General features: G+C 54.8%; 23 protein-coding genes. 3 read left to right on the top strand and 20 right to left on the bottom strand.

Annotated elements, in window-relative coordinates; all coding sequences use genetic code 11:
• Positions 1 to 48: 48 nt before the first annotated feature.
• From LG300_RS15890 to LG300_RS15970, 17 genes are all read right to left on the bottom strand, one after another.
• A complete protein-coding gene (locus LG300_RS15890; RefSeq protein WP_287836664.1) occupies positions 49 to 780 on the bottom strand; it encodes an ABC transporter ATP-binding protein in 732 nt (243 codons plus the stop codon).
• Positions 777 to 1,544: an ABC transporter ATP-binding protein gene (locus LG300_RS15895; RefSeq protein ID WP_062372993.1), complete on the bottom strand. Its 768-nt coding sequence runs from the start codon at positions 1,542 to 1,544 to the stop codon at positions 777 to 779. Before LG300_RS15895 ends, LG300_RS15890 begins: the two co-directional genes overlap by 4 nt.
• A gap of 3 nt (positions 1,545 to 1,547) precedes the next feature.
• A complete protein-coding gene (locus LG300_RS15900; protein WP_404376259.1) occupies positions 1,548 to 2,612 on the bottom strand; it encodes a branched-chain amino acid ABC transporter permease in 1,065 nt (354 codons plus the stop codon).
• A 12-nt stretch (positions 2,613 to 2,624) separates the two neighbouring features.
• Entirely contained in the window at positions 2,625 to 3,485 is an 861-nt protein-coding gene (locus LG300_RS15905; RefSeq protein WP_287836663.1) for a branched-chain amino acid ABC transporter permease, read from the bottom strand.
• Positions 3,486 to 3,550: 65 nt separating this feature from the next.
• Complete coding sequence (locus LG300_RS15910) at positions 3,551 to 4,804, bottom strand: ABC transporter substrate-binding protein (RefSeq protein WP_337954875.1); 1,254 nt, start codon at positions 4,802 to 4,804, stop codon at positions 3,551 to 3,553.
• A 21-nt stretch (positions 4,805 to 4,825) separates the two neighbouring features.
• Positions 4,826 to 5,314, bottom strand: coding sequence for a benzoate 1,2-dioxygenase small subunit (gene benB, locus LG300_RS15915; RefSeq protein WP_062372975.1), 489 nt, complete (start codon positions 5,312 to 5,314; stop codon positions 4,826 to 4,828).
• 33 nt (positions 5,315 to 5,347) lie between these two features.
• Positions 5,348 to 6,715: a Rieske 2Fe-2S domain-containing protein gene (locus LG300_RS15920; RefSeq protein WP_404376260.1), complete on the bottom strand. Its 1,368-nt coding sequence runs from the start codon at positions 6,713 to 6,715 to the stop codon at positions 5,348 to 5,350.
• 87 nt (positions 6,716 to 6,802) lie between these two features.
• Complete coding sequence (gene catA, locus LG300_RS15925; protein ID WP_404376261.1) at positions 6,803 to 7,777, bottom strand: catechol 1,2-dioxygenase; 975 nt, start codon at positions 7,775 to 7,777, stop codon at positions 6,803 to 6,805.
• Between the two features lie 520 nt (positions 7,778 to 8,297).
• Entirely contained in the window at positions 8,298 to 9,545 is a 1,248-nt protein-coding gene (locus LG300_RS15930) for a benzoate/H(+) symporter BenE family transporter (RefSeq protein ID WP_404376262.1), read from the bottom strand.
• A gap of 80 nt (positions 9,546 to 9,625) precedes the next feature.
• A complete protein-coding gene (benD, locus tag LG300_RS15935; RefSeq protein ID WP_404376263.1) occupies positions 9,626 to 10,426 on the bottom strand; it encodes a benzoate diol dehydrogenase BenD in 801 nt (266 codons plus the stop codon).
• A complete protein-coding gene (gene benC, locus LG300_RS15940; RefSeq protein WP_404376264.1) occupies positions 10,423 to 11,448 on the bottom strand; it encodes a benzoate 1,2-dioxygenase electron transfer component BenC in 1,026 nt (341 codons plus the stop codon). Before benC ends, benD begins: the two co-directional genes overlap by 4 nt.
• A 24-nt stretch (positions 11,449 to 11,472) precedes the next feature.
• Positions 11,473 to 11,961 carry a benzoate 1,2-dioxygenase small subunit gene (gene benB, locus LG300_RS15945; RefSeq protein WP_404376265.1) on the bottom strand — a complete coding sequence of 163 codons (489 nt, stop codon included), beginning with the start codon at positions 11,959 to 11,961 and terminating at the stop codon, positions 11,473 to 11,475.
• A gap of 33 nt (positions 11,962 to 11,994) precedes the next feature.
• The gene (locus LG300_RS15950) at positions 11,995 to 13,362 is read right to left on the bottom strand and encodes a Rieske 2Fe-2S domain-containing protein (RefSeq protein ID WP_404376260.1); all 1,368 of its coding nucleotides are present in this window, start codon (positions 13,360 to 13,362) and stop codon (positions 11,995 to 11,997) included.
• 87 nt (positions 13,363 to 13,449) lie between these two features.
• The gene (gene catA / locus LG300_RS15955; RefSeq protein WP_404376261.1) at positions 13,450 to 14,424 is read right to left on the bottom strand and encodes a catechol 1,2-dioxygenase; all 975 of its coding nucleotides are present in this window, start codon (positions 14,422 to 14,424) and stop codon (positions 13,450 to 13,452) included.
• 66 nt (positions 14,425 to 14,490) lie between these two features.
• A complete protein-coding gene (gene catC, locus LG300_RS15960; RefSeq protein ID WP_404376266.1) occupies positions 14,491 to 14,781 on the bottom strand; it encodes a muconolactone Delta-isomerase in 291 nt (96 codons plus the stop codon).
• A gap of 64 nt (positions 14,782 to 14,845) precedes the next feature.
• On the bottom strand, positions 14,846 to 15,964 hold the full coding sequence (locus LG300_RS15965) for a muconate/chloromuconate family cycloisomerase (protein WP_404376267.1): 1,119 nt from the start codon (positions 15,962 to 15,964) through the stop codon (positions 14,846 to 14,848).
• Between the two features lie 370 nt (positions 15,965 to 16,334).
• Positions 16,335 to 17,225, bottom strand: a complete 891-nt coding sequence (locus tag LG300_RS15970; RefSeq protein ID WP_404376268.1) for a LysR family transcriptional regulator — start codon at positions 17,223 to 17,225, stop codon at positions 16,335 to 16,337.
• A gap of 174 nt (positions 17,226 to 17,399) precedes the next feature.
• Here LG300_RS15970 and LG300_RS15975 point away from each other — a divergent pair, with 174 nt between their 5' ends.
• The 3 genes from LG300_RS15975 to LG300_RS15985 are packed head-to-tail and all read left to right on the top strand — an operon-like array spanning position 17,400 to position 20,377.
• Complete coding sequence (locus LG300_RS15975; protein ID WP_404376269.1) at positions 17,400 to 17,612, top strand: hypothetical protein; 213 nt, start codon at positions 17,400 to 17,402, stop codon at positions 17,610 to 17,612.
• A complete protein-coding gene (locus LG300_RS15980) occupies positions 17,605 to 19,059 on the top strand; it encodes a sodium:solute symporter (RefSeq protein ID WP_404376270.1) in 1,455 nt (484 codons plus the stop codon). The genes LG300_RS15975 and LG300_RS15980 overlap by 8 nt, the downstream gene beginning before the upstream one ends.
• A 19-nt stretch (positions 19,060 to 19,078) precedes the next feature.
• Positions 19,079 to 20,377 (top strand): amidohydrolase, encoded by a 1,299-nt coding sequence (locus LG300_RS15985; RefSeq protein ID WP_404376271.1) that lies wholly within the window; start codon positions 19,079 to 19,081, stop codon positions 20,375 to 20,377.
• A 73-nt stretch (positions 20,378 to 20,450) separates the two neighbouring features.
• On the opposite strand, the gene LG300_RS15990 is transcribed toward LG300_RS15985, so the two are convergent.
• The 3 genes from LG300_RS15990 to pobA all read right to left on the bottom strand — a co-directional run bounded on the left by LG300_RS15990 (position 20,451) and on the right by pobA (position 23,068).
• The gene (locus tag LG300_RS15990; RefSeq protein WP_404376272.1) at positions 20,451 to 20,849 is read right to left on the bottom strand and encodes a nuclear transport factor 2 family protein; all 399 of its coding nucleotides are present in this window, start codon (positions 20,847 to 20,849) and stop codon (positions 20,451 to 20,453) included.
• Between the two features lie 39 nt (positions 20,850 to 20,888).
• Complete coding sequence (locus LG300_RS15995) at positions 20,889 to 21,710, bottom strand: 3-keto-5-aminohexanoate cleavage protein (RefSeq protein WP_404376273.1); 822 nt, start codon at positions 21,708 to 21,710, stop codon at positions 20,889 to 20,891.
• Between the two features lie 173 nt (positions 21,711 to 21,883).
• The gene (gene pobA / locus LG300_RS16000) at positions 21,884 to 23,068 is read right to left on the bottom strand and encodes a 4-hydroxybenzoate 3-monooxygenase (protein ID WP_404376274.1); all 1,185 of its coding nucleotides are present in this window, start codon (positions 23,066 to 23,068) and stop codon (positions 21,884 to 21,886) included.
• Positions 23,069 to 23,229: the final 161 nt, after the last annotated feature.

A 23,229-nucleotide genomic window follows, 5' to 3' on the forward strand; every position in this document is an offset into this window, starting at 1 on the left:
TGCCTGCCATCAATAGCCCGACAAGTATTGGCTTGCCGGGCTCTCTTCTCAGGCAACGCCTAGGTGAGTTTCCAGGAGCGCAGGGTTGTCTTTTAGCCCCTGAGAATCGCCGCTGTACATCACTTCACCCTTGACTAGCAGTAGTTGTTTTTCGGCCACTTCCAGCAGGTTATCGATATTCTTATCGACAATGATGGTCGAAATGCCCGTCGCCTTGATCGTACGAATGATTTTCCAGATTTCATCACGGATCAGCGGCGCTAACCCTTCCGTTGCCTCATCGAGAATCATCAGATCTGGGTTCGTCGTCAGTGCGCGACCAATCGAGAGCATCTGCTGCTCTCCACCTGACAACAGCGCTCCATCATGATTAATGCGCTGCCCCAAGCGCGGAAACGTGTCCAAAACTCGCTCCATGGTCCAGGGGGTCTCTCCCCGCTCATTGGGGCGCGCCGCCATGATGAGGTGCTCACGCACGCTGATGCCGGGGAATATCCCACGCCCTTCCGGCACGTATCCGATCCCTTGACGCATCAGCTGCCAGGGACGACGCTTCGCGGTTGACACACCCTTGATAAAGACTTCCCCCCGGCGTGGCGGTACAAAGCCGAGGATAGACTTCAACGTGGTGGTCTTGCCCATGCCATTACGGCCCAGCAGGCTGAGGGTCTCTCCGGGCATTAGGGTCAAATCGACCCCATGCAATACATGGCTTTCGCCGTAGTAGGTATGCAGCCCTCGGGCATCAATCAAGGGCGTCTCTGTAGCGTTTGTGGTCATGCGGTTGCCCCCTCATCATGGCGTCCCAGGTAGACATCACGGACTTTCTCACTGTTACGTATCTGCTCCGTTGGGCCACTTTCTAGCACACAGCCATCGACCATGACCGTGATTCGGTCGGCCAAGCGGAAGACCGAGTCCATATCGTGCTCAATCAGCACCAGGGTGTAGCGGTCGGTCAAACTGGCGAGCAGCTCCGTGACCTGGGCAGTCTCTTCACGCCCCATGCCTGCCATCGGCTCATCCAACAGCATTAGTGTCGGAGCAGTTGCTAGTACCATGGCAATTTGGAGCTGGCGCTGTTCACCGTAGCTCATGTCCGAGGCGGTCGTATGCGCCCGATGGTTCAGCTGACAGGTCTCCAGTACCTCTTGAGCCCGCTCGCTCACCTGTCGAGCGGTATGCCGTGAACGCCAACTGCCAAACACACCGCCCAGATGAATACGCGCTGCGAGCTCACAGTTTTGCAGGCATGTAAGGCGGGGGAATATATTGGTCTTTTGATGGCTGCGACCGATACCTAGGCGTGCGATCTGACGCGCATTTTTGCCTTGAATCGGTTGCTGTTGATATAGCACCTCGCCTTCCGAGGGTGGAATCTCGCCAGAAAGCAAATTGATCAGCGTGCTTTTTCCAGCTCCATTCGGCCCCAAGATGGCATGTATCTCGTGAGCTTTTACATCAAAATCAACGTCGTTGACGGCGACCAGACCACCAAAACGACGGGTCAGGCCCTGGGTGGCTAAGACGATATCATTGCGCATGGTTTAGTCCCCCTTACTCTGTGCAGCGGGTTGAGCGGAGACTGAAGATGCTTGTTTTGTCTCGTCCTCGTTGCTAGAAACCGTAGTGCGTTTGCGTTGCCAGGGGGGCGCTATCATCACACCTGCAATACCTCGAGGGAGAACCAAGACAGCGACGATAATCGTCAAGCCCATCAGGATCGGCCAGTGCGTTGTGGCGTGTTCATAGACAAACAGCAGTATCTCGTAAGCAAAAGCGCCTAGGATGGGGCCAAAAATGGTACCCATGCCGCCTAAAATCAGCATCATTAACACTTCGCCAGAGGTGTGCCAGCCAAGCTGAGCCGGGTTGGCGAAGCCGTACTGCATCGCCGCCAACATGCCAGCAATGGCTGCCATGACCCCGGCAATCACAAAGGCAATCAATTTGTAGCCACTGGTGGCATAGCCTAGAGCCTGCATGCGGTGCTCGTTGTCGTGGATACCGTCCAGCACCTGGCCGAAATAGGAACGGGTCAGCCAGCGTAGAAAGAGATACCCGACCAGCAGCATTCCCAGGCAGAAGTAAAAGAAGCTATAAGAGTTATCCAGGTCCACCAACGTGGTATCGCCTATTGCGAGGCTGGGTCGGAACATAATAAAGACGCCGTCGGTTCCACCCGCAAACTGGGAAGTACTAATGAAGTAGTAAAGCATCTGGCCAAATGCCAGGGTGGTCATAATAAAGAAGATGCCTTTAGTACGAATGACCAAGATGCCTACTATTAGCCCAACGCAGGCCGAGACACCTATGACCAGTGGTAACATCCACCACATAGACGCTGGGCTAAAATCAGGACTGGCCAAGGCCAGCGTGTAAGCTCCTAAACCGAAAAAGAGCGCATGCCCGAGGCTTACTAGGCCTACGATGCCCACTAACAGATCCAGGCTCATCGCAAACAGCGCCAGAATCAGCATCAACGTCAGCTTCTCTAACATGAAGTTAGCTTGGCTACCGAACACGGCCACTCCCCAAAGCGGGAAAGTAGCTACCAGCGCCGTCAATGCCAGCATGATGTAGGCAACGCGCTTGGGGTATCTATGTAACATTGCTTATTCTCCTCACGCGAAAAGACCGCGCGGTTTCACCAGTAAAACCGCCGCCATGATCAGATAGATCACCATGCTGGCGAGACTGGGGATGAGCACCGCCCCAAAGGTGGTGGCCATGCCAATGATAATGGCGCCCCAAAATGCCCCTTTAATGGAACCAATCCCGCCGATGACCACAACCACAAAACACGTGATCAAAATGCTGTCGCCCATGCCCGGCGCAATAGAGGTGAGTGGTGCGGCGATCATGCCCGCAAAGGCTGTCAGCGCCACACCAACACTGAAGATGAGCGTAAAAAGAGTACGAACATTGATCCCCAGCCCTTCCACCATGTCGCGATTGACAGCCCCAGCACGAATGATGATGCCCAGGCGCGTATGCCGAATCACCCCATAGATCACCCCGGCCAAGGCCAAGCAGACGCCCATCACAAAGAGTCGGTAGACCGAGTACTGAAGGTTGTCTGTCAGTGGGATGCTGGCGTCAAATGGTGCGGGTACCGGCACTCGATGCACATCGCCTCCCCAGATCATTCGCTGTGCTTCGTTAAGCACTAAAATCAGCCCGAAGGTCAGCAGGACCTGGTACAGATGGTCACGCTTGTAAAGCGTATCGAGAAACAAGCGCTCAATGATGAGCCCCAGGGCAATCGCGATGGGAATGGCCGCCAACATGGCCAGCCAGAAATTGCCAAAGCGCAGAGTCAGGTCATACACCAAATAGGCACCAATCATGTACATGGCACCATGGGCGAGATTAATGATGCCCATAATGCCAAAAATCAGTGTTAACCCACTGGCGATCAAAAACAGCAGCAACCCGTACTGCAATCCATTCAAAAGCTGTACGCTAAAAAATGCGAGATCCATACGATCCCTCCGAGAATCCGAGTGAGGGGCGGGCTATACCCGCCCCAAGGTGATGCGATAAGCCGTTACATCTGGCAAGCGTCATCAGGGACTTCAAGATTCTCAGCAGCGATACTGACGACCTCATGTTTGCCGTCGCGAATCTCGCGCAGATAGACATTCTGGATAGGATGATGGGAAGCAGAGAAGCTGAGCGGCCCACGAGGGCTAGCCAGTTGCACGTTGGCCAACACATCGATCAAACGCTCCCGATCAGACGTATCACCACCCAGCACGCTAAGCGCCTGTGCCAGCATCATACCTGTGTCGTAACCTTGCACGGCATAGGTATCAGGCGTTTCTCCGTAAGCATTCTCGTAGGCGGTCAAGAAAGACTGATTGGCGTTATTTTCGAGGGTTTCAGCGTAATGCAGCGTCGTCATTACCCCTTCACCCGCCTCGCCCAGCGCTTCCAAGTTACCTTCAGTCAGGAAACCTGAACCCAGCAGGGGTATGCTCTCCTTTAACCCTGCTGCAGCATAATCTCTAACGAAGCTGACACCGCCGCCGCCAGCAAAGAAGGTGTAGACGGCATCCGGCTCTAGGCTGGCGATCTGGGTTAAGTAGCTCTGAAACTCGGTGCTTGGGAATGGCACCAAAATCTGCTGAACGATTTCGCCACCCTCAGCGGTGAAAGCCTCTTCAAAGCCAGCCAGGTCTTCTTTGCCCCCAGCGTAATCCCATGTAATGGTGACAATTTTTCGATGCCCTTGATTGTACGCCACCTTGCCCATTGGATAGCTGTCTTGCCACATGCTGAACGAAGTGCGGAACACATTCGGCATGCACAGCTCATTGGTGGCGGCACCCAACCCTGCGTTCGGAATGATGGTGATAGCGCCAGTCTGTTTGGCAACACGCAACATTCCCATTGCAACCCCGGAGTGAACCGGGCCGATTACGAAGTCAACATTATCTCCATTGACCAAACGGCTCATGTTCTGAGGTGCCTTGGAAGGGTCAGCCTCTGAATCAAGTTCAATGTACTCCACATCACGGCCACCTAACTGGCCACCTTCTTGCTCAATGGCCAACTTCAGGCCGTTAGTGATGGCTTCTCCAAGGGCGGTATAGGTACCTGAATAAGGTAGCATTAAGCCAAGTTTTACAGGGTCTTCATTAGCTGAAACGCTCATTGCTGACAAAGCGGCTGTAGTACCCAGCAACGTAATGAGGGAAGTCTTTTTGAAAGTTTTCATTATATTTTCACCAGGATTGTTTTGTTTTAGATTGTTATTTCCAACGTGCTTCTGTTTTATAAAAAGCACAATAAGCGACATCCTTGTCTTCACCGCTAGTTCTCAAACGTGATACACATCAATAACTTGATGGATGTAGTCGTTATTTAACTGCACGACCTTTCGTGTGATCAGCGGGCGCTCGCCCGACACGTCCAGGGTGTAAAACGAGGTGCCAAAAAAGCTGTCGGTCTTTTTGTAGCGGTGACTTAACGTGTGCCAGTTAAACCGCAGCGCGACCGTGTCTCCTTCCTGCGACAAGACCTCAAGGTTCGTTACCTGATGCGTGGTGCGCGGCTCCGGCGTACTGGCGCCGCTACGCTCGGTCTTGATGCGATACACCCGATCTTCTAACCCTTCGCGGTTGGGGTAGTAGATCAGGGAGATCTCGCTATGGGGGTCGCGGGTGAGCTGGTCGTCGTCGTCCCAGGCCGGCATCCAGAACTCGGCGTCTTTGTGATACAGCGTGAGCCATTCGTCCCACTCGCGGTCGTCCAGCAGACGGGCTTCGCGGTACAAAAAGGCTTGGATGTCGTGATAGCTGATACTCATGGCCTTTCTCTCCTTTCTTTAGACATCGGGCGCTTAGGCAGACGCGGTGGCGATAAACTGGCTGCGCTCTTTGTCGATGGCGCGCAGCATTTCTGTCACCCAGTGTTTGTGGTGCAGCACGTAGAGCCCTTCGTCTTCGGGAGAGGCGCCGCTGAGCAGCGGTTTCATGTCGATGGCCTGGGCGTTTTCGTCCGCGCCTTCGATCCATTGCTTGGCCCCGCGGGAGAGGTCATTCCATTCGGCCAGGGCGCCGTTGTAGCCTTCCTGGCATGCACGGAACTCTTCGAGGTCATCCGGTGTGCCCATGCCGGAGACGTTGAAGAAGTCTTCGTATTGGCGGATACGCACACGACGGTTTTCCGCTGACTCGCCTTTGGGGGCGAAGCAGTAGATCGTGACTTCCGTTTTATTGACGTCGATGGGGCGCAGCACACGAATTTGCGTGGAGAACTGGTCCATTAGGTAGACGTTGGGGTAGAGGCACAGGTTGCGCGTTTGATTCACAATCGAGTCGGCGCGGGCTTCCCCTAACTGCTCTTGGATCCACTCCTTTTCTTGGTAGACCGGGCGGACTTCGGGGTTGAGCAGCCGGGTCCACAGCATCATGTGGCCGTTTTCGTAGGAGTAGAAGCCGCCTTTGCTCTTCGACCAGCCGTCGGCGTCCACGGCTTTGGTGCCGCCGGCGTCGTAGTTGCGACGCTCCATGGTGGAGGCGTAGTTCCAGTGTACGGAGCTGACGTGGTAGCCGTCGGCACCGTTTTCGGCTTGTAGCTTCCAGTTGCCGGTGTAGGTGTACGATGAGGTGCCGCGCAGGATCTCGAGGCCTTCGGGGGCTTGGTCAACGATGTTGTCGATGACTTTGGTGGTTTCGCCGAGGTGTTCTTGGAGGGGCTTTACGTCGTCGCTCAGGCTGCCGAACAGGAAGCCTTTGTAGCTTTCAAAGCGCGGTAGGCGTTTGAGGTTGTGAGAGCCGTCCTGCTTAAAGCTATCTGGGTAGGCGCCGGTCTTTTCGTTTTTGGCCTTGAGCAGTTGGCCGTCGTTTTTAAAGGTCCAGCCGTGGAACGGGCAGGTGAAGGTGCCTTTGTTGCCGCGCTTGCGACGGCACAGGGTGGCGCCGCGGTGGGCACAGGCGTTAATCAGGCCGTGCAGTTGACCTTGCTTGTCGCGGGTGATGATCACCGGCTGGCGGCCCATGGTGACGGTCATGTAGTCGCCTGGTTCAGCGACCTGGCTCTCATGCGCAAGGAATAGCCAGTTGCCTTCGAAGATGTGTTTCATCTCCAGTTCGAAAAAGGCAGGGTCGGTGAACATGCTGCGGTGGCAACGGAACACGCCGTTGTCAGGGTCGTCTTGTACCGCACCGCGCACGCGGGCTTCGAGTTGATCAAGCTGTGTGGTCATGATCGTTCTCCTCGTCGTTATTCTGTCGCGCTGTTAGGGCGTCAACGGGCCAAGGGGCCAGGCCCGCCTTGACGCCAGGCGTGAGGGTTATACCTTGGCGGTGCCGGCCAGCTGGCTGGCCAGGTCGTGCTCGTCTTCCTTGGCCCGGGGACGGGCGTGGCGGACTTGCAGCTCGGGCTGTTCGGTGGGCGTTAGTTCTACGTCGAACACCACCTGGGCGAAGGGGCCCTCCAGCGCGCGCTGGGCGATCTCGGCCGGGTCTTCAATCCGCTCGGCGGGCACCACCAGCTCTTCGCGGGTGGCAAAGGCGAAGTCGTCGAAGGTATAGGGGTCGCCGGCCAGGTTAATCTGGGTGGTCAGGTGCTGATGGCCTGGCGCCGAGACAAAGTAGTGGATATGGGCCGGACGTTGGCCATGACGCCCCAATGCCTTCAGCACCACGTCCGTGGGTGCCCCTTCCGGCACGCCATAGCCGGAGGGAATAATGCTGCGGGCGGTGTAGCGGCCCTCGCTGTCGGTATAAATGGTGCGGCGCAGGTTGTACTCGCTCTGGGTCTGGTCAAAGAAGGAGTAGCCGCCTTTCGAGTTGGCGTGCCAGATTTCCACCTTGGCGCCGGCAATCGGCGTGCCGTCCACGTCGCGCACCTGGCCGGTGAGCCACATGGTGTCGCCCTCGTTGTCCTGGCCGTCGTCCATACGGGCAAAGCCTTCCGCCTCGGGGGCGCCGGCCACGTAGAGCGGGCCTTCGATGGTGCGCGGAGTGCCGCCGGTGCGCTTGGCTTCGGCGTCGATGGCGTCCTGACGCATATCGAGGAAATGGTCAAACCCGAGCCCAGGGGACAAGAGGCCGAACTGGGTCTGGCTGCCGAGCGCGTTCAGCAGGTTCACGGCGGCCCAGTACTCTTCCTCGGTAACATCGAAGTCGTCGATCAGTTTGAACAGGTCGCCGACCAGGCGATGGACAATCTGCTTGGCACGGTCGTTACCACCGGCTTGATCCAGGCCTGCGATGGCAGTGAGAAAGTCTTGGACCTCGGGTGTATCAAAGATTTTAACGGTCATGGTGAAACCCTATTGCTAGTTTTTATCGTTGATTTTTTTACCCGGCAACTACAACACGGCAACTACAGCAGTTCATGTCGGCACGATGCCTATGTACCTGCCCAGGGCATAAAGACAGTGTTTCGTTTTGTTGGTACTAATATCGAACACATAGCAATTAATAGACCAATATCGTTTGAGTTCTTTTCCATACTTCACAGGTATCTCAAAAAGTTAACAACCTAATCTCAATGCCTCATTAGATATCACGAAATTAACATAAGGTGCTGTTTTTTATAGATAAAAATAAATTGAGAAATATAGCCAACTAAACAACAATTCAAACAAGACACCCATAGACATGCGTCGCCATTTACATAGAGCGTTATGTTCTTATAAATGCGTTCAGCAACTGCCCAGATATTTTTTAAAATACGACCAAAGAACAAAACAGCAACAAGCAGAACCGTATAAAAAAGACCCGTACTGCCTAAGCATGTACGGGTCAAAGGATGGAAGGTAGATATGTAGAAGCTTCGTGCTATCCGCTACTCTTCTGAACAACCCCGCGGGTGAATATGAAATCAAAATCTTTAGTTTCGAAAATTGCTGACACCACAACGCCAAGAACCAATGCCCAGAATGTTGCCCCAATACCCAGAATCTGAATACCAGATGCGGCAATCAAAAATGCAAACAAAGCGCCTATTTCATGCTTCTTACCTGAAAAAGCGATTGCCATTGAAGAGGTGATAACCCGCATAAGTGCCAGCCCAGCGATAATAGTTATAAAGTAGCGGGGCGTGGCCTCTAGTAGACTCACTACATAACCATAGAAAGGCGCAGCAACCACGAAAATAGCTCCTGCAATCACGGCAGCTACCCAGCGCTTGTCATGCGTTCCTGCCTCAGGTGAAGCACATACGCCGGTCATTGGTGCAGCGATGCAAGTACTGTGTAAGTTGAAGAACGATGACACGATGGTACCAATGCCGCCGACGGCGGTTATTGCATTTGCAGGAGCATCTTTATACCCCATTCCTTTGACGAGGCCGACGCCAGCAGGAGTCTCCATACCGACCAGAATAATGGCCAGGGGAAGCCCATAGGTCAGAAACGCTTCTAGAGTAAATTCTGGAAGGATGAACTCAGGGAAACGAATAGTAGCTTCGATACCCGACAAATCCACACCTGTCACTGTCAGGTAGGCAAGGCCGGCCGCCATGGAGATGATGAGCGGAGGAATTTTGCGGAAAAGCCGAGCTGAAATAAAGAAGGCCAAAATCATAATGGAGGCTGGCACGATGGCACTTTCAAGCGGCTTTACCATGTTGAGACCAAAGCTAAGTAGCATACCGCCCACCATGCCCATCACTATGGGCATTGGGATCAACCGCATCACAATCCCCATCACACCAGTCACGCCCGCAATAAGAGTAATGATTCCAGCGATAAGACCAGCTCCTAATGCCGCCTCCAGCCCTATCACGGGAATGACCGCAGCAAACATCAACGCGCCTGGAATGGAGTTCGCCATCGGTAGCGGTAGGCGGTAGTACGCAGGCATAAAAAGCCCAAACAAGCCGTTGATCATCAAATAGCTGATGACCCAGATCATGATAAAGGATGAGTCGAGGCCCGCTGATGTCCCTGCACTGATATGTACGACCCCAACACTGAGCCCCAAGATGCCTGCGACTAAGCCAGTACTAGCGTTATCAGCGTTAAGATCACGCAAAAAATCTCGGGGGGCGTGCCGTAGGCTGACGCCTTTTTCGATATGTTTCACGGTTTGCTCCAGGGGAAATGTTGTGCTTAGAGTTAGAGTTAGAGTTAAACTTAATTAAAATTATTTTTTTAAATGTTTAGCTAACCTTGATCGCCTCCCCCGACCGGTAGAACGCTACCCGTTATGTAGCTCGCCTCATCGGATGCCAAGAACAGGATCGGTGCGGCCATCTCATCAAGCGTGCCGTAGCGCTTCATCAGGCAGCTTTGCTTGGTTTGGTCAATATGTGCTTGAAACCAAGCCCGCTCGGTCTCGTTGCTAGGCTCGGGCGTGCCTCGAGAAATCCGACGCGGGGGCGCTTCGGTGCCACCGATGCCAGCGGCCACCACGCGGATACCAGCCTCGGCATATTCGAAGGCCAAGGATTCGGTTAGCGCATTGACGCCTCCCTTGGCCGCCGAGTAAGGGATACGGTGGATGCCCCGGGTCGCCACGGAGGAGACATTGACAATCACGCCGCTACCTTGCGCTACCATGGTCGGCAGTGCCGCGCGGCAGCACCACAGCGTGGGCATTAAAGAACGGTTGATCTCAGCGGCAATTTGCACATCAGTGAACTCAGTAAACGGCTTGAAGTTGATGGCCCCGCCAACGTTATTGATCAAAATATCAATACGCCCAAACTGCTTGAGCGCTGCCTGCATCGCCTGCTCAGCACCTCCCCAGGTTTCCAGGTCCGCTTGCACCGCGATTGCTTTACCACCCTGCTGGCTGATGTCAGCTACCACTTCTTGGATATATTCAGAGCGATCAACGAGGATTAAGCATGCCCCTTCGGAAGCAGCTCGCTCAGCAACTCGCCGCCCAATTCCTTGAGCAGCGCCGGTGACCACCATGACGCGGTCTTGAAAACGTGCCACTTCTAACCGTTGATTGCTCATTCGTGCGCTCCCACTTGGTTAGGGGTGAATTTCTCATAGTGGAAGCTTTGCGGCTCAATGCCTTCAGTGTCGAAATACTTGAGCACCGCATCTACCATCGGAGGTGGCCCGCACAGATAAACATCCACATCACCATCATGCATGACAGCAGCATCCATATGATGCGTCACATACCCCTTGCGTGGATGTTCGCTTGCCTCATCTACCACCACGGTGGAGTAGCTGAAGCTGGGGAGCTTATCTGCGAATGCATCCAAGGCATCGATTTTGACCAAGTGATCATCTTTATTAACGCCGTAAATCATGTGGATGGGCGCGTCACACCCCTTATCGACCAGTTGCGCTAACATGGACAAAAATGGCGCAAGGCCCGTACCGCCCGCCAGCATCAGTACCGGACGCGTGACTTCACGTAGGTAAAAGCTGCCTAATGGACCTGTCAGGGTGAGCTTGTCGCCTACGGCGGCACGTTCGGTCAAATAGCCACTCATTACCCCGTTGGGAATATTGCGAATCAAGAAAGTGGCTCGCTTATCACCTGGTAGAGAGCTGAATGAATAAGAGCGGTGTAGCTCAGTGCCGGGTACGTCAATATGGATGTACTGACCCGGCAAAAAGGCCAACCCCTCTTCATCCTCTAACTCTACCACCAGTTCAATACTATCCTCGGAAAGCTGCTCAACCGCCGCTACCGTGCCCTCAACCTTGCCCACCTGTGTTTTGCATAGGGTGGACGCTACAGGCACTTGGATCACACAATCCGACGATGGCACCATCTGGCACGTCAGCACTTGGCCTTCTGCAGCTTCTTCGTCAGAAAGCGCCTCTTCCAGGTACTCGTCGCCCATATCGAACTCGCCCTGCTCACAGTGGCCTTTGCAGGTACCACACACGCCGTCAGAGCAGTCCATCGGAAGGTTCACTTTCTGCCGGTAGGCGGCATCAAGAACGGTTTCCCCTTCTTTACAACCAATAAAACGGGTCACGCCGTCCTCAAAGTTGAGGGCAATGGTATAACTCATGATTAAATCTCCTCTCCCATCAGGTCACACGTGGTAAATATCGATAACCTGATGGATGTAGTCGTTATTTAACTGCACGACCTTTCGTGTGATCAGCGGGCGCTCGCCCGACACGTCCAGGGTGTAAAACGAGGTGCCAAAAAAGCTGTCGGTCTTTTTGTAGCGGTGACTTAACGTGTGCCAGTTAAACCGCAGCGCGACCGTGTCTCCTTCCTGCGACAAGACCTCAAGGTTCGTTACCTGATGCGTGGTGCGCGGCTCCGGCGTACTGGCGCCGCTACGCTCGGTCTTGATGCGATACACCCGATCTTCTAACCCTTCGCGGTTGGGGTAGTAGATCAGGGAGATCTCGCTATGGGGGTCGCGGGTGAGCTGGTCGTCGTCGTCCCAGGCCGGCATCCAGAACTCGGCGTCTTTGTGATACAGCGTGAGCCATTCGTCCCACTCGCGGTCGTCCAGCAGACGGGCTTCGCGGTACAAAAAGGCTTGGATGTCGTGATAGCTGATACTCATGGCCTTTCTCTCCTTTCTTTAGACATCGGGCGCTTAGGCAGACGCGGTGGCGATAAACTGGCTGCGCTCTTTGTCGATGGCGCGCAGCATTTCTGTCACCCAGTGTTTGTGGTGCAGCACGTAGAGCCCTTCGTCTTCGGGAGAGGCGCCGCTGAGCAGCGGTTTCATGTCGATGGCCTGGGCGTTTTCGTCCGCGCCTTCGATCCATTGCTTGGCCCCGCGGGAGAGGTCATTCCATTCGGCCAGGGCGCCGTTGTAGCCTTCCTGGCATGCACGGAACTCTTCGAGGTCATCCGGTGTGCCCATGCCGGAGACGTTGAAGAAGTCTTCGTATTGGCGGATACGCACACGACGGTTTTCCGCTGACTCGCCTTTGGGGGCGAAGCAGTAGATCGTGACTTCCGTTTTATTGACGTCGATGGGGCGCAGCACACGAATTTGCGTGGAGAACTGGTCCATTAGGTAGACGTTGGGGTAGAGGCACAGGTTGCGCGTTTGATTCACAATCGAGTCGGCGCGGGCTTCCCCTAACTGCTCTTGGATCCACTCCTTTTCTTGGTAGACCGGGCGGACTTCGGGGTTGAGCAGCCGGGTCCACAGCATCATGTGGCCGTTTTCGTAGGAGTAGAAGCCGCCTTTGCTCTTCGACCAGCCGTCGGCGTCCACGGCTTTGGTGCCGCCGGCGTCGTAGTTGCGACGCTCCATGGTGGAGGCGTAGTTCCAGTGTACGGAGCTGACGTGGTAGCCGTCGGCACCGTTTTCGGCTTGTAGCTTCCAGTTGCCGGTGTAGGTGTACGATGAGGTGCCGCGCAGGATCTCGAGGCCTTCGGGGGCTTGGTCAACGATGTTGTCGATGACTTTGGTGGTTTCGCCGAGGTGTTCTTGGAGGGGCTTTACGTCGTCGCTCAGGCTGCCGAACAGGAAGCCTTTGTAGCTTTCAAAGCGCGGTAGGCGTTTGAGGTTGTGAGAGCCGTCCTGCTTAAAGCTATCTGGGTAGGCGCCGGTCTTTTCGTTTTTGGCCTTGAGCAGTTGGCCGTCGTTTTTAAAGGTCCAGCCGTGGAACGGGCAGGTGAAGGTGCCTTTGTTGCCGCGCTTGCGACGGCACAGGGTGGCGCCGCGGTGGGCACAGGCGTTAATCAGGCCGTGCAGTTGACCTTGCTTGTCGCGGGTGATGATCACCGGCTGGCGGCCCATGGTGACGGTCATGTAGTCGCCTGGTTCAGCGACCTGGCTCTCATGCGCAAGGAATAGCCAGTTGCCTTCGAAGATGTGTTTCATCTCCAGTTCGAAAAAGGCAGGGTCGGTGAACATGCTGCGGTGGCAACGGAACACGCCGTTGTCAGGGTCGTCTTGTACCGCACCGCGCACGCGGGCTTCGAGTTGATCAAGCTGTGTGGTCATGATCGTTCTCCTCGTCGTTATTCTGTCGCGCTGTTAGGGCGTCAACGGGCCAAGGGGCCAGGCCCGCCTTGACGCCAGGCGTGAGGGTTATACCTTGGCGGTGCCGGCCAGCTGGCTGGCCAGGTCGTGCTCGTCTTCCTTGGCCCGGGGACGGGCGTGGCGGACTTGCAGCTCGGGCTGTTCGGTGGGCGTTAGTTCTACGTCGAACACCACCTGGGCGAAGGGGCCCTCCAGCGCGCGCTGGGCGATCTCGGCCGGGTCTTCAATCCGCTCGGCGGGCACCACCAGCTCTTCGCGGGTGGCAAAGGCGAAGTCGTCGAAGGTATAGGGGTCGCCGGCCAGGTTAATCTGGGTGGTCAGGTGCTGATGGCCTGGCGCCGAGACAAAGTAGTGGATATGGGCCGGACGTTGGCCATGACGCCCCAATGCCTTCAGCACCACGTCCGTGGGTGCCCCTTCCGGCACGCCATAGCCGGAGGGAATAATGCTGCGGGCGGTGTAGCGGCCCTCGCTGTCGGTATAAATGGTGCGGCGCAGGTTGTACTCGCTCTGGGTCTGGTCAAAGAAGGAGTAGCCGCCTTTCGAGTTGGCGTGCCAGATTTCCACCTTGGCGCCGGCAATCGGCGTGCCGTCCACGTCGCGCACCTGGCCGGTGAGCCACATGGTGTCGCCCTCGTTGTCCTGGCCGTCGTCCATACGGGCAAAGCCTTCCGCCTCGGGGGCGCCGGCCACGTAGAGCGGGCCTTCGATGGTGCGCGGAGTGCCGCCGGTGCGCTTGGCTTCGGCGTCGATGGCGTCCTGACGCATATCGAGGAAATGGTCAAACCCGAGCCCAGGGGACAAGAGGCCGAACTGGGTCTGGCTGCCGAGCGCGTTCAGCAGGTTCACGGCGGCCCAGTACTCTTCCTCGGTAACATCGAAGTCGTCGATCAGTTTGAACAGGTCGCCGACCAGGCGATGGACAATCTGCTTGGCGCGGTCGTTACCACCGGCTTGATCCAGGCCTGCGATGGCAGTGAGAAAGTCTTGGACTTCGGGCGTATCAAAGATTTTAACGGTCATGGTGAAACCCTCTGTTTGTTATAGGGTGTTGTTTTATTTATATGAACGGGCGTGTTACGTGGAGGACTAGCTGTCGTCATCGCGCACTGAGGAGGGGTGACGACACAGGGGCTTGACGCTGATCTCCATGTAAGGGAACAGTGGCAGGTTACTGACCAGCTCTTGCAGTTCGGCGTTGTCTTCAACGTCAAAAATACTGACATTCGAGTAGCTGCCCGCCACTCGCCACAGGTGGCGCCATTTGCCCTGGTGCTGAAGCTCTTGAGAATATGCCTTTTCGGTCGCTTTGATCTTGGCCGCTTGCTCGGCTGGCATATCGGGCGGTAATTTAACGGTCATCTCTACTTGAAATAGCATATAGCTCTCCTCTTGCATCACGGACAAACGCAGGCAGTGGCATGTCGTTATTCGCGTGCGTCGTTTATTTACGTGCGTAGTGCGTCAATTTATCTTCATCTAAGGAGATCCCCAGCCCAGGACCTTGCGGCAGGGCGACCCCAAATTCGGTGTAATGAAGTGGCTCAACGACAATGTCATCTGTCAGCAGAAGTGGGCCGAACATTTCCGTTCCCCAGGCCATTTCCGGTAGGGTTGCCCAGGCGTGTAGGGAGGCGGCTGTTCCAATGGTGCCTTCCAAAAGGGTGCCACCATAAAGGCCAACGCCTCCTGCTTGGGCAAGATGCGCCAGTTCCAGTGCACCATGGATACCGCCGGATTTAGCAATTTTCAGAGCAAAAGCACCACTAAAGCCGCTGCAGATGAGATCCAACCCATCACGAGCATCTTGCACGGCTTCATCGGCGAGCATGGACACATTGAAACGGTTCGCTAAGCGAACGAGCCCGGCGTACTCACGGGCGGGAATGGGCTGCTCAATGAGCTCAATACCAGCATCCTGCAACGCCTGGATGCCTCGTACCGCCGTGGATTCATCCCACGCCTGGTTAACATCAACGCGAATGCTGGCCCGGTCGCCCAATGCTTCCTTAATCGCTGCCACATGGTGTACGTCTTGTTCTACCGGGTTGGCACCGATTTTTAATTTGAAGTCGCAGTGCCGACGCTGCTCTAAACGCAGCATAGCCTCATCGATATCCTTAGCCGTATCACCACTGGCCAACGTCCATAGCACGGGCAAGTGTTCCTGGCGTGCGCCACCAAGCAGCTCGGCCACACTCAACCCCAAGCGTTTGCCCTGGGCATCTAATAGCGCGGTCTCAAGCGCAGATTTGGCAATCATGTTGCCACGGGCATGGCGATGAAGCCGGGAGCGTAGTTGGTGGACATTGTGAGAGGGCTGGCCAATCAAGAGGGGAGCCAGATAGGTATCAATATTACGCTTGATGCTTTCCGGGCTTTCCGGCCCGTAAGCAAGACCGCCAATGGTGGTGCCTTCGCCAAGTCCTTCGATGCCATCAGAGTGACGCATGCGAACGATCACCATGGTCTGGCAAGCCATGGTGGTCATGGAAAGTTTGTGGGGACGGATGGTCGGTAAATCGACCAGTATCGTCTCAATCTGTTGGATGACGGTTGACATGGCAGCTCCGGCTTCTGGCAATCATTTGACTGGGTATCAGTTTGATTGGCGTTAGAAGCTGGAACCAATATTGTTTAGGTGCCTAGTCATACCGAAGAGGTATCAGCCACACATAACAGCCCTTGCGTGTTACTACATTGCTTGGCTGTTGCTACCACATATTTTTTGTTTCAACGCACAGAAAAACACCCTGCGCCCTAAATATCCAAAAAAATCAATCAAATCAATTGATTAAAATATAAAAAACAATCTTAGGCTCAGATTTTGTTGTCATTAGGCCATGACCGTATTTGCGACAAAAGGATAATCCTGAAGGGTGAAAATCAAAAATAGCGTGACTAACCATCCAAGCGCTACAGGGATGCTGGACCTATCGGAATATCTCTACGGCCATTTGAATAAAATTATCCAACACGGGCGACCCCTCCCCCTCGCGCCACGCCAGCCATAGCGGCATATCGCAGGTGGTTAACTCCTCTAGCTCGATAAAGCAGATTCCCGGCATTGGGTGGCAGCGGCTTGCGGCAGGCACAATAGCTACCCCTAAGCCTGCAGCGACCATACTCAAAATGGTGAGGTTATCCGCGCCATACTGCACCACGCGGGGTTCAAAGTTTAGCCGTGAAAAGTGCGCCACCACGCGGTCGTAATAAACCGGCGAAATACTGCGATACCCCCACACAAACTCAGCCTCAGCCAACGCAGCTAGGCAGGTGGGCGGCGAGCAGGCCCAACGCGATGTGTCGGGCACCGCGAGGAGCAGGTGGTCGCGCTGCAGCAGGCGTGCCTCAATGCCTTGGGGGGTATACTCATCCAAGTAGAGAATACCGGCATCAAGCCCGCCCTGCTGTAGTCTCTCCAACTGGGGGCCGGAAAGCAGCGGAAACACATCTAAAGCCACCTGCGGATAGCGGCCACGATAGCCGCCCATTAACTTGGCGACCTCCGGCAGCCATAAATGGGTGACCGTGACCCCTAAACTCAGTTTGCCGGTTTGCCCACTGCCCAGCGCTAATAGCCGCGCTTTGATATCCGCCCGTTCGTCCAACAGCCGAGTGGCTTCACTGTAAAGTGCTCGGCCCGCCACGGTTAAGCGAATACCCCGGGCGTGGCGATCCAACAGTTGTGTGCCTACATTGTCTTCCAACAAGCGCATCTGGCGCGTTAGCGCGGGTTGAGCAACATGCACCCGCCGGCTAGCCGCCGAGATTGAGCCAGTTTCCACTACGGCAATGAAGTACTCCAGTTGGCGAAATTCCATGGGCTAATTCCCTTGCATTGTTTCTCAAAGTGGCAACAAGTCTGGTTTTATCGAGTGACACCCATGCCAATATGATATGGAAAGCATCTAAAATCTATATTTCTGGTATCTGCTCGCTTGTTTCATAGTGCATAAACAACCCATAACAAAACTTGCAAACGAGCAGGACACCTGATGAACAAGACCTATCACCTCTTAACAGGGCTGCACTTTACGCTGTGCACTCTGGCAATGATCTGGCCCGGCGCGTTAATCGCTAACCGTATTGAGCCCATTGTGCTTGGCCTACCCTTTCTATTTTTTTGGTACATCCTCTGGATGCTGATTCTATTTGTCGGCATGTGGGTCGCCTTTGTCGTACGCCATGGAGGTGACCGCCATGAATGATTCATTCATTGTTGTCGGCATTACCCTGGCCTACCTCGCCTTGGTTTTGTGGGTGGGGCTTCGCGCTCGTGGTCAGGAAAATTCCAGTTTGGAAGGCTATGTCGCGGGCGGTCGTCACGTAGGCGTAGTGATTTTGTTCTTCATCCTCGGTGCTGAAATCTTTTCGGCCTTTGCATTCCTGGGTGCGCCGGGGTGGAGCTATCAGCACGGTGCGCCAGCCTTCTACATTCTCGCTTATCTATCGCTGGTCCCCATTACTATATGGGCTATGGGGCCGCGTGTGGCCAAGTTAGGCCGCGAGCGAGGCTATCTCACTCAAGGCGATATGATTGCTGACCACTACCAAAGCAAGTCGCTGGGTTTGCTGGCCGGGGTGATCGGTGTATTGGCGCTGGTACCCTACCTAACCATCCAAATTGCGGGTGCCGGGCTACTGTTTCAGGCTGCCACCGATGGGCTAATCCCCTTTTGGCTTGGCGCGCTGCTGGCCTTTCTAGTGGTGGCTGCGTACGTTTTTTGCAGCGGCCTTAACGGCATCGGCTGGACCAACTTAGTTCAGGGCATCATGATGATTGCCATCGCTTGGTTCTTGGGGCTCTCTATTTCCGAGCGCCTTTACGGTGGCGTAGGCGAGATGTTTAGCCAAATCCAACTGACCATGCCCGAGTATTTAACCATGCCCGGCGCTAACGGAATGAACTGGGGCTACTTCAGCACTGCGGTATTGGTCAGCGCTTTTGGCGGTGCCATGTGGCCACACCTGTTTATGAAGTTCTACTCCGCTGATAGTGGCAAAACGCTGCGTAAAGTCAGCGTTTTCTACCCCCTTTACGCCTACCTGCTGGTACCGCTGCTGTTTATTGGCTTTGCCGGTATTATCGCCTTTGCCGACACTCCCTTAGAACGCTCGGATACGGTGCTGCTGCGCATGGTGATGGAGGTGGCCAATTTCTCGCCTTGGGTCATCGGCTTGATGCTTTCCGGCGCGCTGGCCGCTGCTATGTCCACCGGTGCCAACTTGGCCCATACCGCCGCCGTGGTATTAGTTCGCGATGTGGTAGGCCCCACCTTAATGAAAAGCGCCAGCGAGAAAGCCGTGGTTAGCGCAACCCGCTGGAGCGTATTAGGACTATCACTGGTTGCTTACTTGTGTGCGCTGGCTAACCCCGCCTCGCTAGTGCTGCTGTTACTGGGTGCATATGGGCTTATTGTGCAGCTGTTCCCAATGGTGATTGGCGCGCTGTTTATGCCGCAGCTTAGGCGCGCCAGCGTGATGGCTGGAGCGCTGGTCGGCAGCTTTGCCTACCTGATGATGGAGTTTATCTGGAGTTCACCGCTCAACTGGCACGCAGGTACCTGGGCAATGCTGCTCAACATCGGCGTGGTGGCAGCCTGCCAATGGCTCATCAAACCCGCCTTTGCTAAACCCTCGCCTACCCACCGCTAAGTTGCCTACGGAGAGCACTATGCACACCTCTGAACGTGTGAATATCAAGGGCGCCGTGAGCGCCCAGGTTAACGCCGTCTTTGCAGACGTGAAGACACTCTATCAACAGCTGCACCAAATGCCCGAACTCCCCTTTCAGGAGTACAACACCAGCGCGCGGCTCGCAGAATCCTTAGAAACTCTTGGCTATGATGTCACTCGTAACGTGGGCGGCACAGGCGTGGTCGCGCTGCTGCGCAACGGCGAAGGACCAACCGTCATGCTGCGCGGCGATATGGATGCACTGCCTATTAAAGAAGCGACAGGCCTTGAGTATGCCAGCAATGAAACCGCCACCACCCCAAGTGGCAATGAAGTCCCGCTAATGCACGCCTGCGGTCACGATCTTCACAGTAGCTGCCTCGTGGGCACAGCAGCAGTCATGGCCAGACTAAAAACGCAGTGGTCAGGCACCTTAATGCTTATTTGCCAGCCAGCAGAAGAGGTTTTTGGCGGAGCTAAGGCCATGCTGGCGGATGGGCTTTATGAGCGCTTTCCACGTCCCGACATCATTCTTGGTCAGCATAATATGCCTGCGCTAGCAGGTACTATCGGCCACCGCGCCAACAGCACCATGGCTGCCTGCACTAATTTGGCGGTGACTATTCACGGTGCAGGGGGCCACGGCTCCATGCCTGCGCAAACCATAGATCCGGTAGTGATGGCGGCCCATGTGGTCACCCGCCTGCAAAGCATTGTTTCCCGGGAAGTACCGCCGGAGGAGACCGTCGTGGTCACCGTGGGCAAGCTGCATGCGGGTACTCAGGCCAATATCATCCCCCACTCCGCCGAACTTGAAATTAATATCCGTAGCTTTGATAACGCGCTGCACCGCCAAGTCGTAGCCTCGATCGAACGAATTATCCGCGCTGAGTGCGACGCCGGCCGTGCCCCCAAGCCGCCATCTTTCCAAGTCCTAAACGAAACCATTGCCCTGCACAACGACCCTATGGCCGTTGACCACGTTCGTCTTGCACACGCCGAGTACTTTGGCGACACCCATCTCTACGCCATGCCACGCCTTAACGGAAGCGAGGATTTCCCATTTTTTGGCAATGCTGAAGCAGGTGGTTTTGGCGGAGACGATATTCCCTCCGTTTACTGGTTTATTGGCGCAACCCCCGCTGAACGCTGGGCAGAAATCCCAGGAACGAGCGTTTCACAAAAAATGCGCCATCTTGAAATGCCGCATTCGCCCTACTATTTCCCCGGCAACGACGTAACATTGCGCACAGGTATCGAAGCCATGACGGTAGGCGCTTTGGCATATCTAAACTAGCCACTCCAAAAACTTAAACGGCAGTGTTATTAACATTGCCGTTTTATTTTACACCGCTCGTCTTATGTATCGCTTAAGGCTTAGCCCAGGCAGCGCGGCTGCTGTGAGCAGCCGTCTTATTAGTGATTTTCCAAGCACCTTCACGTTTGATGAGAGTGATCACGTCAACCCAGGAATCCTCAGAGTTTTCGCTGTTATCAAAGCCTAACAGCACGCTAGCCACTTCTCCGGCTTGGGTCACGGCAATAAAACGGCTCTTTACCGTTCGCTGACTGTTCGCCCAGCGCTCGAAACGGTCGCTGATCAGATCAGTCACCAACACGCCATCAGCGTCTAGCGCAAAAATCCATGCCTCTTTATGAAATGCCTCTTCTAGCTTGTCCCTCCTACCTTGAAAGCCATCAACGTATAGCTGCACCACACGCTTAATTTCGCCAATCTCAGGTGCATCACCTACGATAGTGATATCCATTATTTCTTAACTCCTGCCAATGAATTGTTGGTTTTGTTTTTATAACCCCAGCATTGCTCGCGCCTGCTGCCAAGTAGCTACAGGGCGCTGGTACTTTTCACATAGGGCTACGGTGCGCTCGACCAGCGCCGCGTTGGAGGGTGCTAGCGTATTACTGTCTAGGCGCATGTTATCTTCAAGCCCTGTGCGGGTATGGCCACCTGCCGCAATCGACCACTCGTTGAGTACATATTGATTGGCACCAATGCCTGCCCCGCACCACTGTGCATCCGGTGCCAGCCGCTTTAGCGTCTCGATATAGAAATCAAACGTTGGCTTATCCGCTGGCATGGAATTCTTAACGCCCATCACAAACTGCACGTAAAGCGGTGCTTTCAATTTACCCTGCTTAGAAAGCGCAACCGCTTGATGGATGTGCGACAAGTCAAAGGCTTCAATTTCAGGCTTCACGTTATACGTCAGCATCTCATCAGCGAGCCACTCCACCAGGTGCGGTGGGTTTTCATAAACACGGTTAGGGAAGTTGTTGGAGCCCACTGAGAGGCTGGCCATATCCGGTTTCAGCGACAGCATGCCGCCCCGCGCCTCCCCAGCGCCGGAACGGCCACCAGTGGAGAGCTGAATAATCATGCCAGGGCAGTGTTTGTTTAGCCCTTCCATCAAACGGCCAAACTTCTCTGGGTCTGAGGAGGGGGTTTGGTCATCGTTACGCACATGGCAATGAGCAATCGTCGCCCCCGCCTCAAACGCCGCTTGGGTACTTTCGATTTGCTCATCAACCGTAATGGGCACAGCAGGATTGTTCTCTTTGCGGGGCAGGCTACCGGTAATGGCGACGCAGATAATACAGGGCTGGGACATAAGAACCTGACCTTTTTGTTCGTGATGCGTATTATAATTTGCAATACGAACAAAATAGGCTAAATAGTTGCCAGCGTCAAACCTATCCTCACTGCTTAATTGCCCACTACTTTTGAAAACAAAAGCCCAAGTAGGGGCCTGGGCTTTTTGGGTATTACTGGAGTGCTGCAGAATTATTCAAGCGATTCGTAAGGCAAGCCGACATAGTTTTCCGCGATGGTAGTCAGCCCTGCTTTTGAGCTGGTCACGTAGTCCAATTCGGCCAGCTGCATGCGGCTATTGAAATCTTCCTCATCAGAAAAATTATGCAGCATAGAAGTCATCCACCAGGAGAAGCGCTCCGCTTTCCAGATACGCTTCAGGCACGTTTGCGAGTAGCGCTCGATTAAATCCGTCCGCCCCTCTTGGTAGACCTTCACCATTAGCCGATAGAGCGTATTCACATCGCTGGCGGCCAGATTCAGCCCCTTGGCACCGGTGGGTGGTACGATATGCGCCGCATCGCCGACCAGGAACAATCGCCCGTACTGCATGGGTTCGACCACATAGCTACGCAGTGGCGCGATGCTCTTCTCGATGGATGGCCCGGTGACAAGTTTGGCGGCCACCTCGTCAGGCAGGCGGCGCTTCAGCTCTTCCCAAAAGCGCTCGTCAGACCAGTGCTCCACTTTTTCATCTAACGGCACCTGAAGGTAGTAGCGGCTTCGAGTAGCAGAGCGCATGCTGCAAAGGCTAAAGCCACGTTCGTGGCGTGCGTAAATCAACTCATCAGAGACAGGCGGTGTATCAGAGAGCACACCGAGCCAGCCAAACGGATACACCTTCTCAAACTCTTTGATGCGGTCGTGAGGAATCGCTTGGCGGGAGACCCCATGGTAGCCGTCACAACCGGCGATATAATCGCAATCGAGCCTGACCGTTTCTCCATTGTGCTCAAACGTCAGGTAGGGGTTGTCACTCTCCAGATCATGCGGCTGAACGTTGTCTGCTTCATAGAGCGTTGTGGCGCCGACTGCTTCGCGGGCCTGCATCAAATCCCGCGTAACCTCTGTTTGTCCGTATACCATTACCTTGCTACCACCGGTCAGCTCATCCAGAGGGATACGCACGCGTCGGTTATTGAAGGCAAGCTCAAAGCCATCGTGGGGCAAGCCTTCTTGCTTCATACGCTGGTCGACTCCTGCCTCGCGCAAGAGATCCACCATACCTTGTTCTAAAACACCGGCACGGATACGGCTCAATACATACTCGCCGCTGCGGCGCTCAACAATCACGTTATCAATACCTTGGCGATGCAAAAGCTGCCCAAGCAGCAAGCCAGAAGGCCCTGCACCAATAATAGCGACCTGCGTTTTCATAGGGGATGTCTCAGCATTATCGTTATAAAAATATGGTACTTGTATTTTTCAATGAAACTCCCCCCTATATAAGGCATGATAAGAATGATTATTTGGACTTTTCCAGCCTTTACGCACCACCTTAGTCGTAGTTAAAGTCGTAGCTAAAAAGAGAGTTAAAA

It is taken from the genome of Vreelandella aquamarina (genome assembly GCF_044805175.1).
GTDB lineage: Bacteria > Pseudomonadota > Gammaproteobacteria > Pseudomonadales > Halomonadaceae > Vreelandella > Vreelandella aquamarina_B.

Coding starts and splice junctions, on each gene's coding strand:
- benB (WP_062372975.1), bottom strand. CDS start 5,314: ATGAGTATCAGCTATCACGACATCCAAGCCTTTTTGTACCGCGAAGCC.
- benB (WP_404376265.1), bottom strand. CDS start 11,961: ATGAGTATCAGCTATCACGACATCCAAGCCTTTTTGTACCGCGAAGCC.
- LG300_RS15990 (WP_404376272.1), bottom strand. CDS start 20,849: ATGGATATCACTATCGTAGGTGATGCACCTGAGATTGGCGAAATTAAG.
- LG300_RS15910 (WP_337954875.1), bottom strand. CDS start 4,804: ATGTCGCTTATTGTGCTTTTTATAAAACAGAAGCACGTTGGAAATAAC.
- LG300_RS15965 (WP_404376267.1), bottom strand. CDS start 15,964: ATGTCAACCGTCATCCAACAGATTGAGACGATACTGGTCGATTTACCG.
- catA (WP_404376261.1), bottom strand. CDS start 7,777: ATGACCGTTAAAATCTTTGATACACCCGAGGTCCAAGACTTTCTCACT.
- LG300_RS15980 (WP_404376270.1), top strand. CDS start 17,605: ATGAATGATTCATTCATTGTTGTCGGCATTACCCTGGCCTACCTCGCC.
- LG300_RS15920 (WP_404376260.1), bottom strand. CDS start 6,715: ATGACCACACAGCTTGATCAACTCGAAGCCCGCGTGCGCGGTGCGGTA.
- LG300_RS15900 (WP_404376259.1), bottom strand. CDS start 2,612: ATGTTACATAGATACCCCAAGCGCGTTGCCTACATCATGCTGGCATTG.
- catA (WP_404376261.1), bottom strand. CDS start 14,424: ATGACCGTTAAAATCTTTGATACGCCCGAAGTCCAAGACTTTCTCACT.
- LG300_RS15995 (WP_404376273.1), bottom strand. CDS start 21,710: ATGTCCCAGCCCTGTATTATCTGCGTCGCCATTACCGGTAGCCTGCCC.
- LG300_RS15905 (WP_287836663.1), bottom strand. CDS start 3,485: ATGGATCTCGCATTTTTTAGCGTACAGCTTTTGAATGGATTGCAGTAC.
- LG300_RS15950 (WP_404376260.1), bottom strand. CDS start 13,362: ATGACCACACAGCTTGATCAACTCGAAGCCCGCGTGCGCGGTGCGGTA.
- LG300_RS15975 (WP_404376269.1), top strand. CDS start 17,400: ATGAACAAGACCTATCACCTCTTAACAGGGCTGCACTTTACGCTGTGC.
- benC (WP_404376264.1), bottom strand. CDS start 11,448: ATGAGTTATACCATTGCCCTCAACTTTGAGGACGGCGTGACCCGTTTT.
- LG300_RS15970 (WP_404376268.1), bottom strand. CDS start 17,225: ATGGAATTTCGCCAACTGGAGTACTTCATTGCCGTAGTGGAAACTGGC.
- LG300_RS15890 (WP_287836664.1), bottom strand. CDS start 780: ATGACCACAAACGCTACAGAGACGCCCTTGATTGATGCCCGAGGGCTG.
- LG300_RS15895 (WP_062372993.1), bottom strand. CDS start 1,544: ATGCGCAATGATATCGTCTTAGCCACCCAGGGCCTGACCCGTCGTTTT.
- LG300_RS15985 (WP_404376271.1), top strand. CDS start 19,079: ATGCACACCTCTGAACGTGTGAATATCAAGGGCGCCGTGAGCGCCCAG.
- benD (WP_404376263.1), bottom strand. CDS start 10,426: ATGAGCAATCAACGGTTAGAAGTGGCACGTTTTCAAGACCGCGTCATG.
- pobA (WP_404376274.1), bottom strand. CDS start 23,068: ATGAAAACGCAGGTCGCTATTATTGGTGCAGGGCCTTCTGGCTTGCTG.
- catC (WP_404376266.1), bottom strand. CDS start 14,781: ATGCTATTTCAAGTAGAGATGACCGTTAAATTACCGCCCGATATGCCA.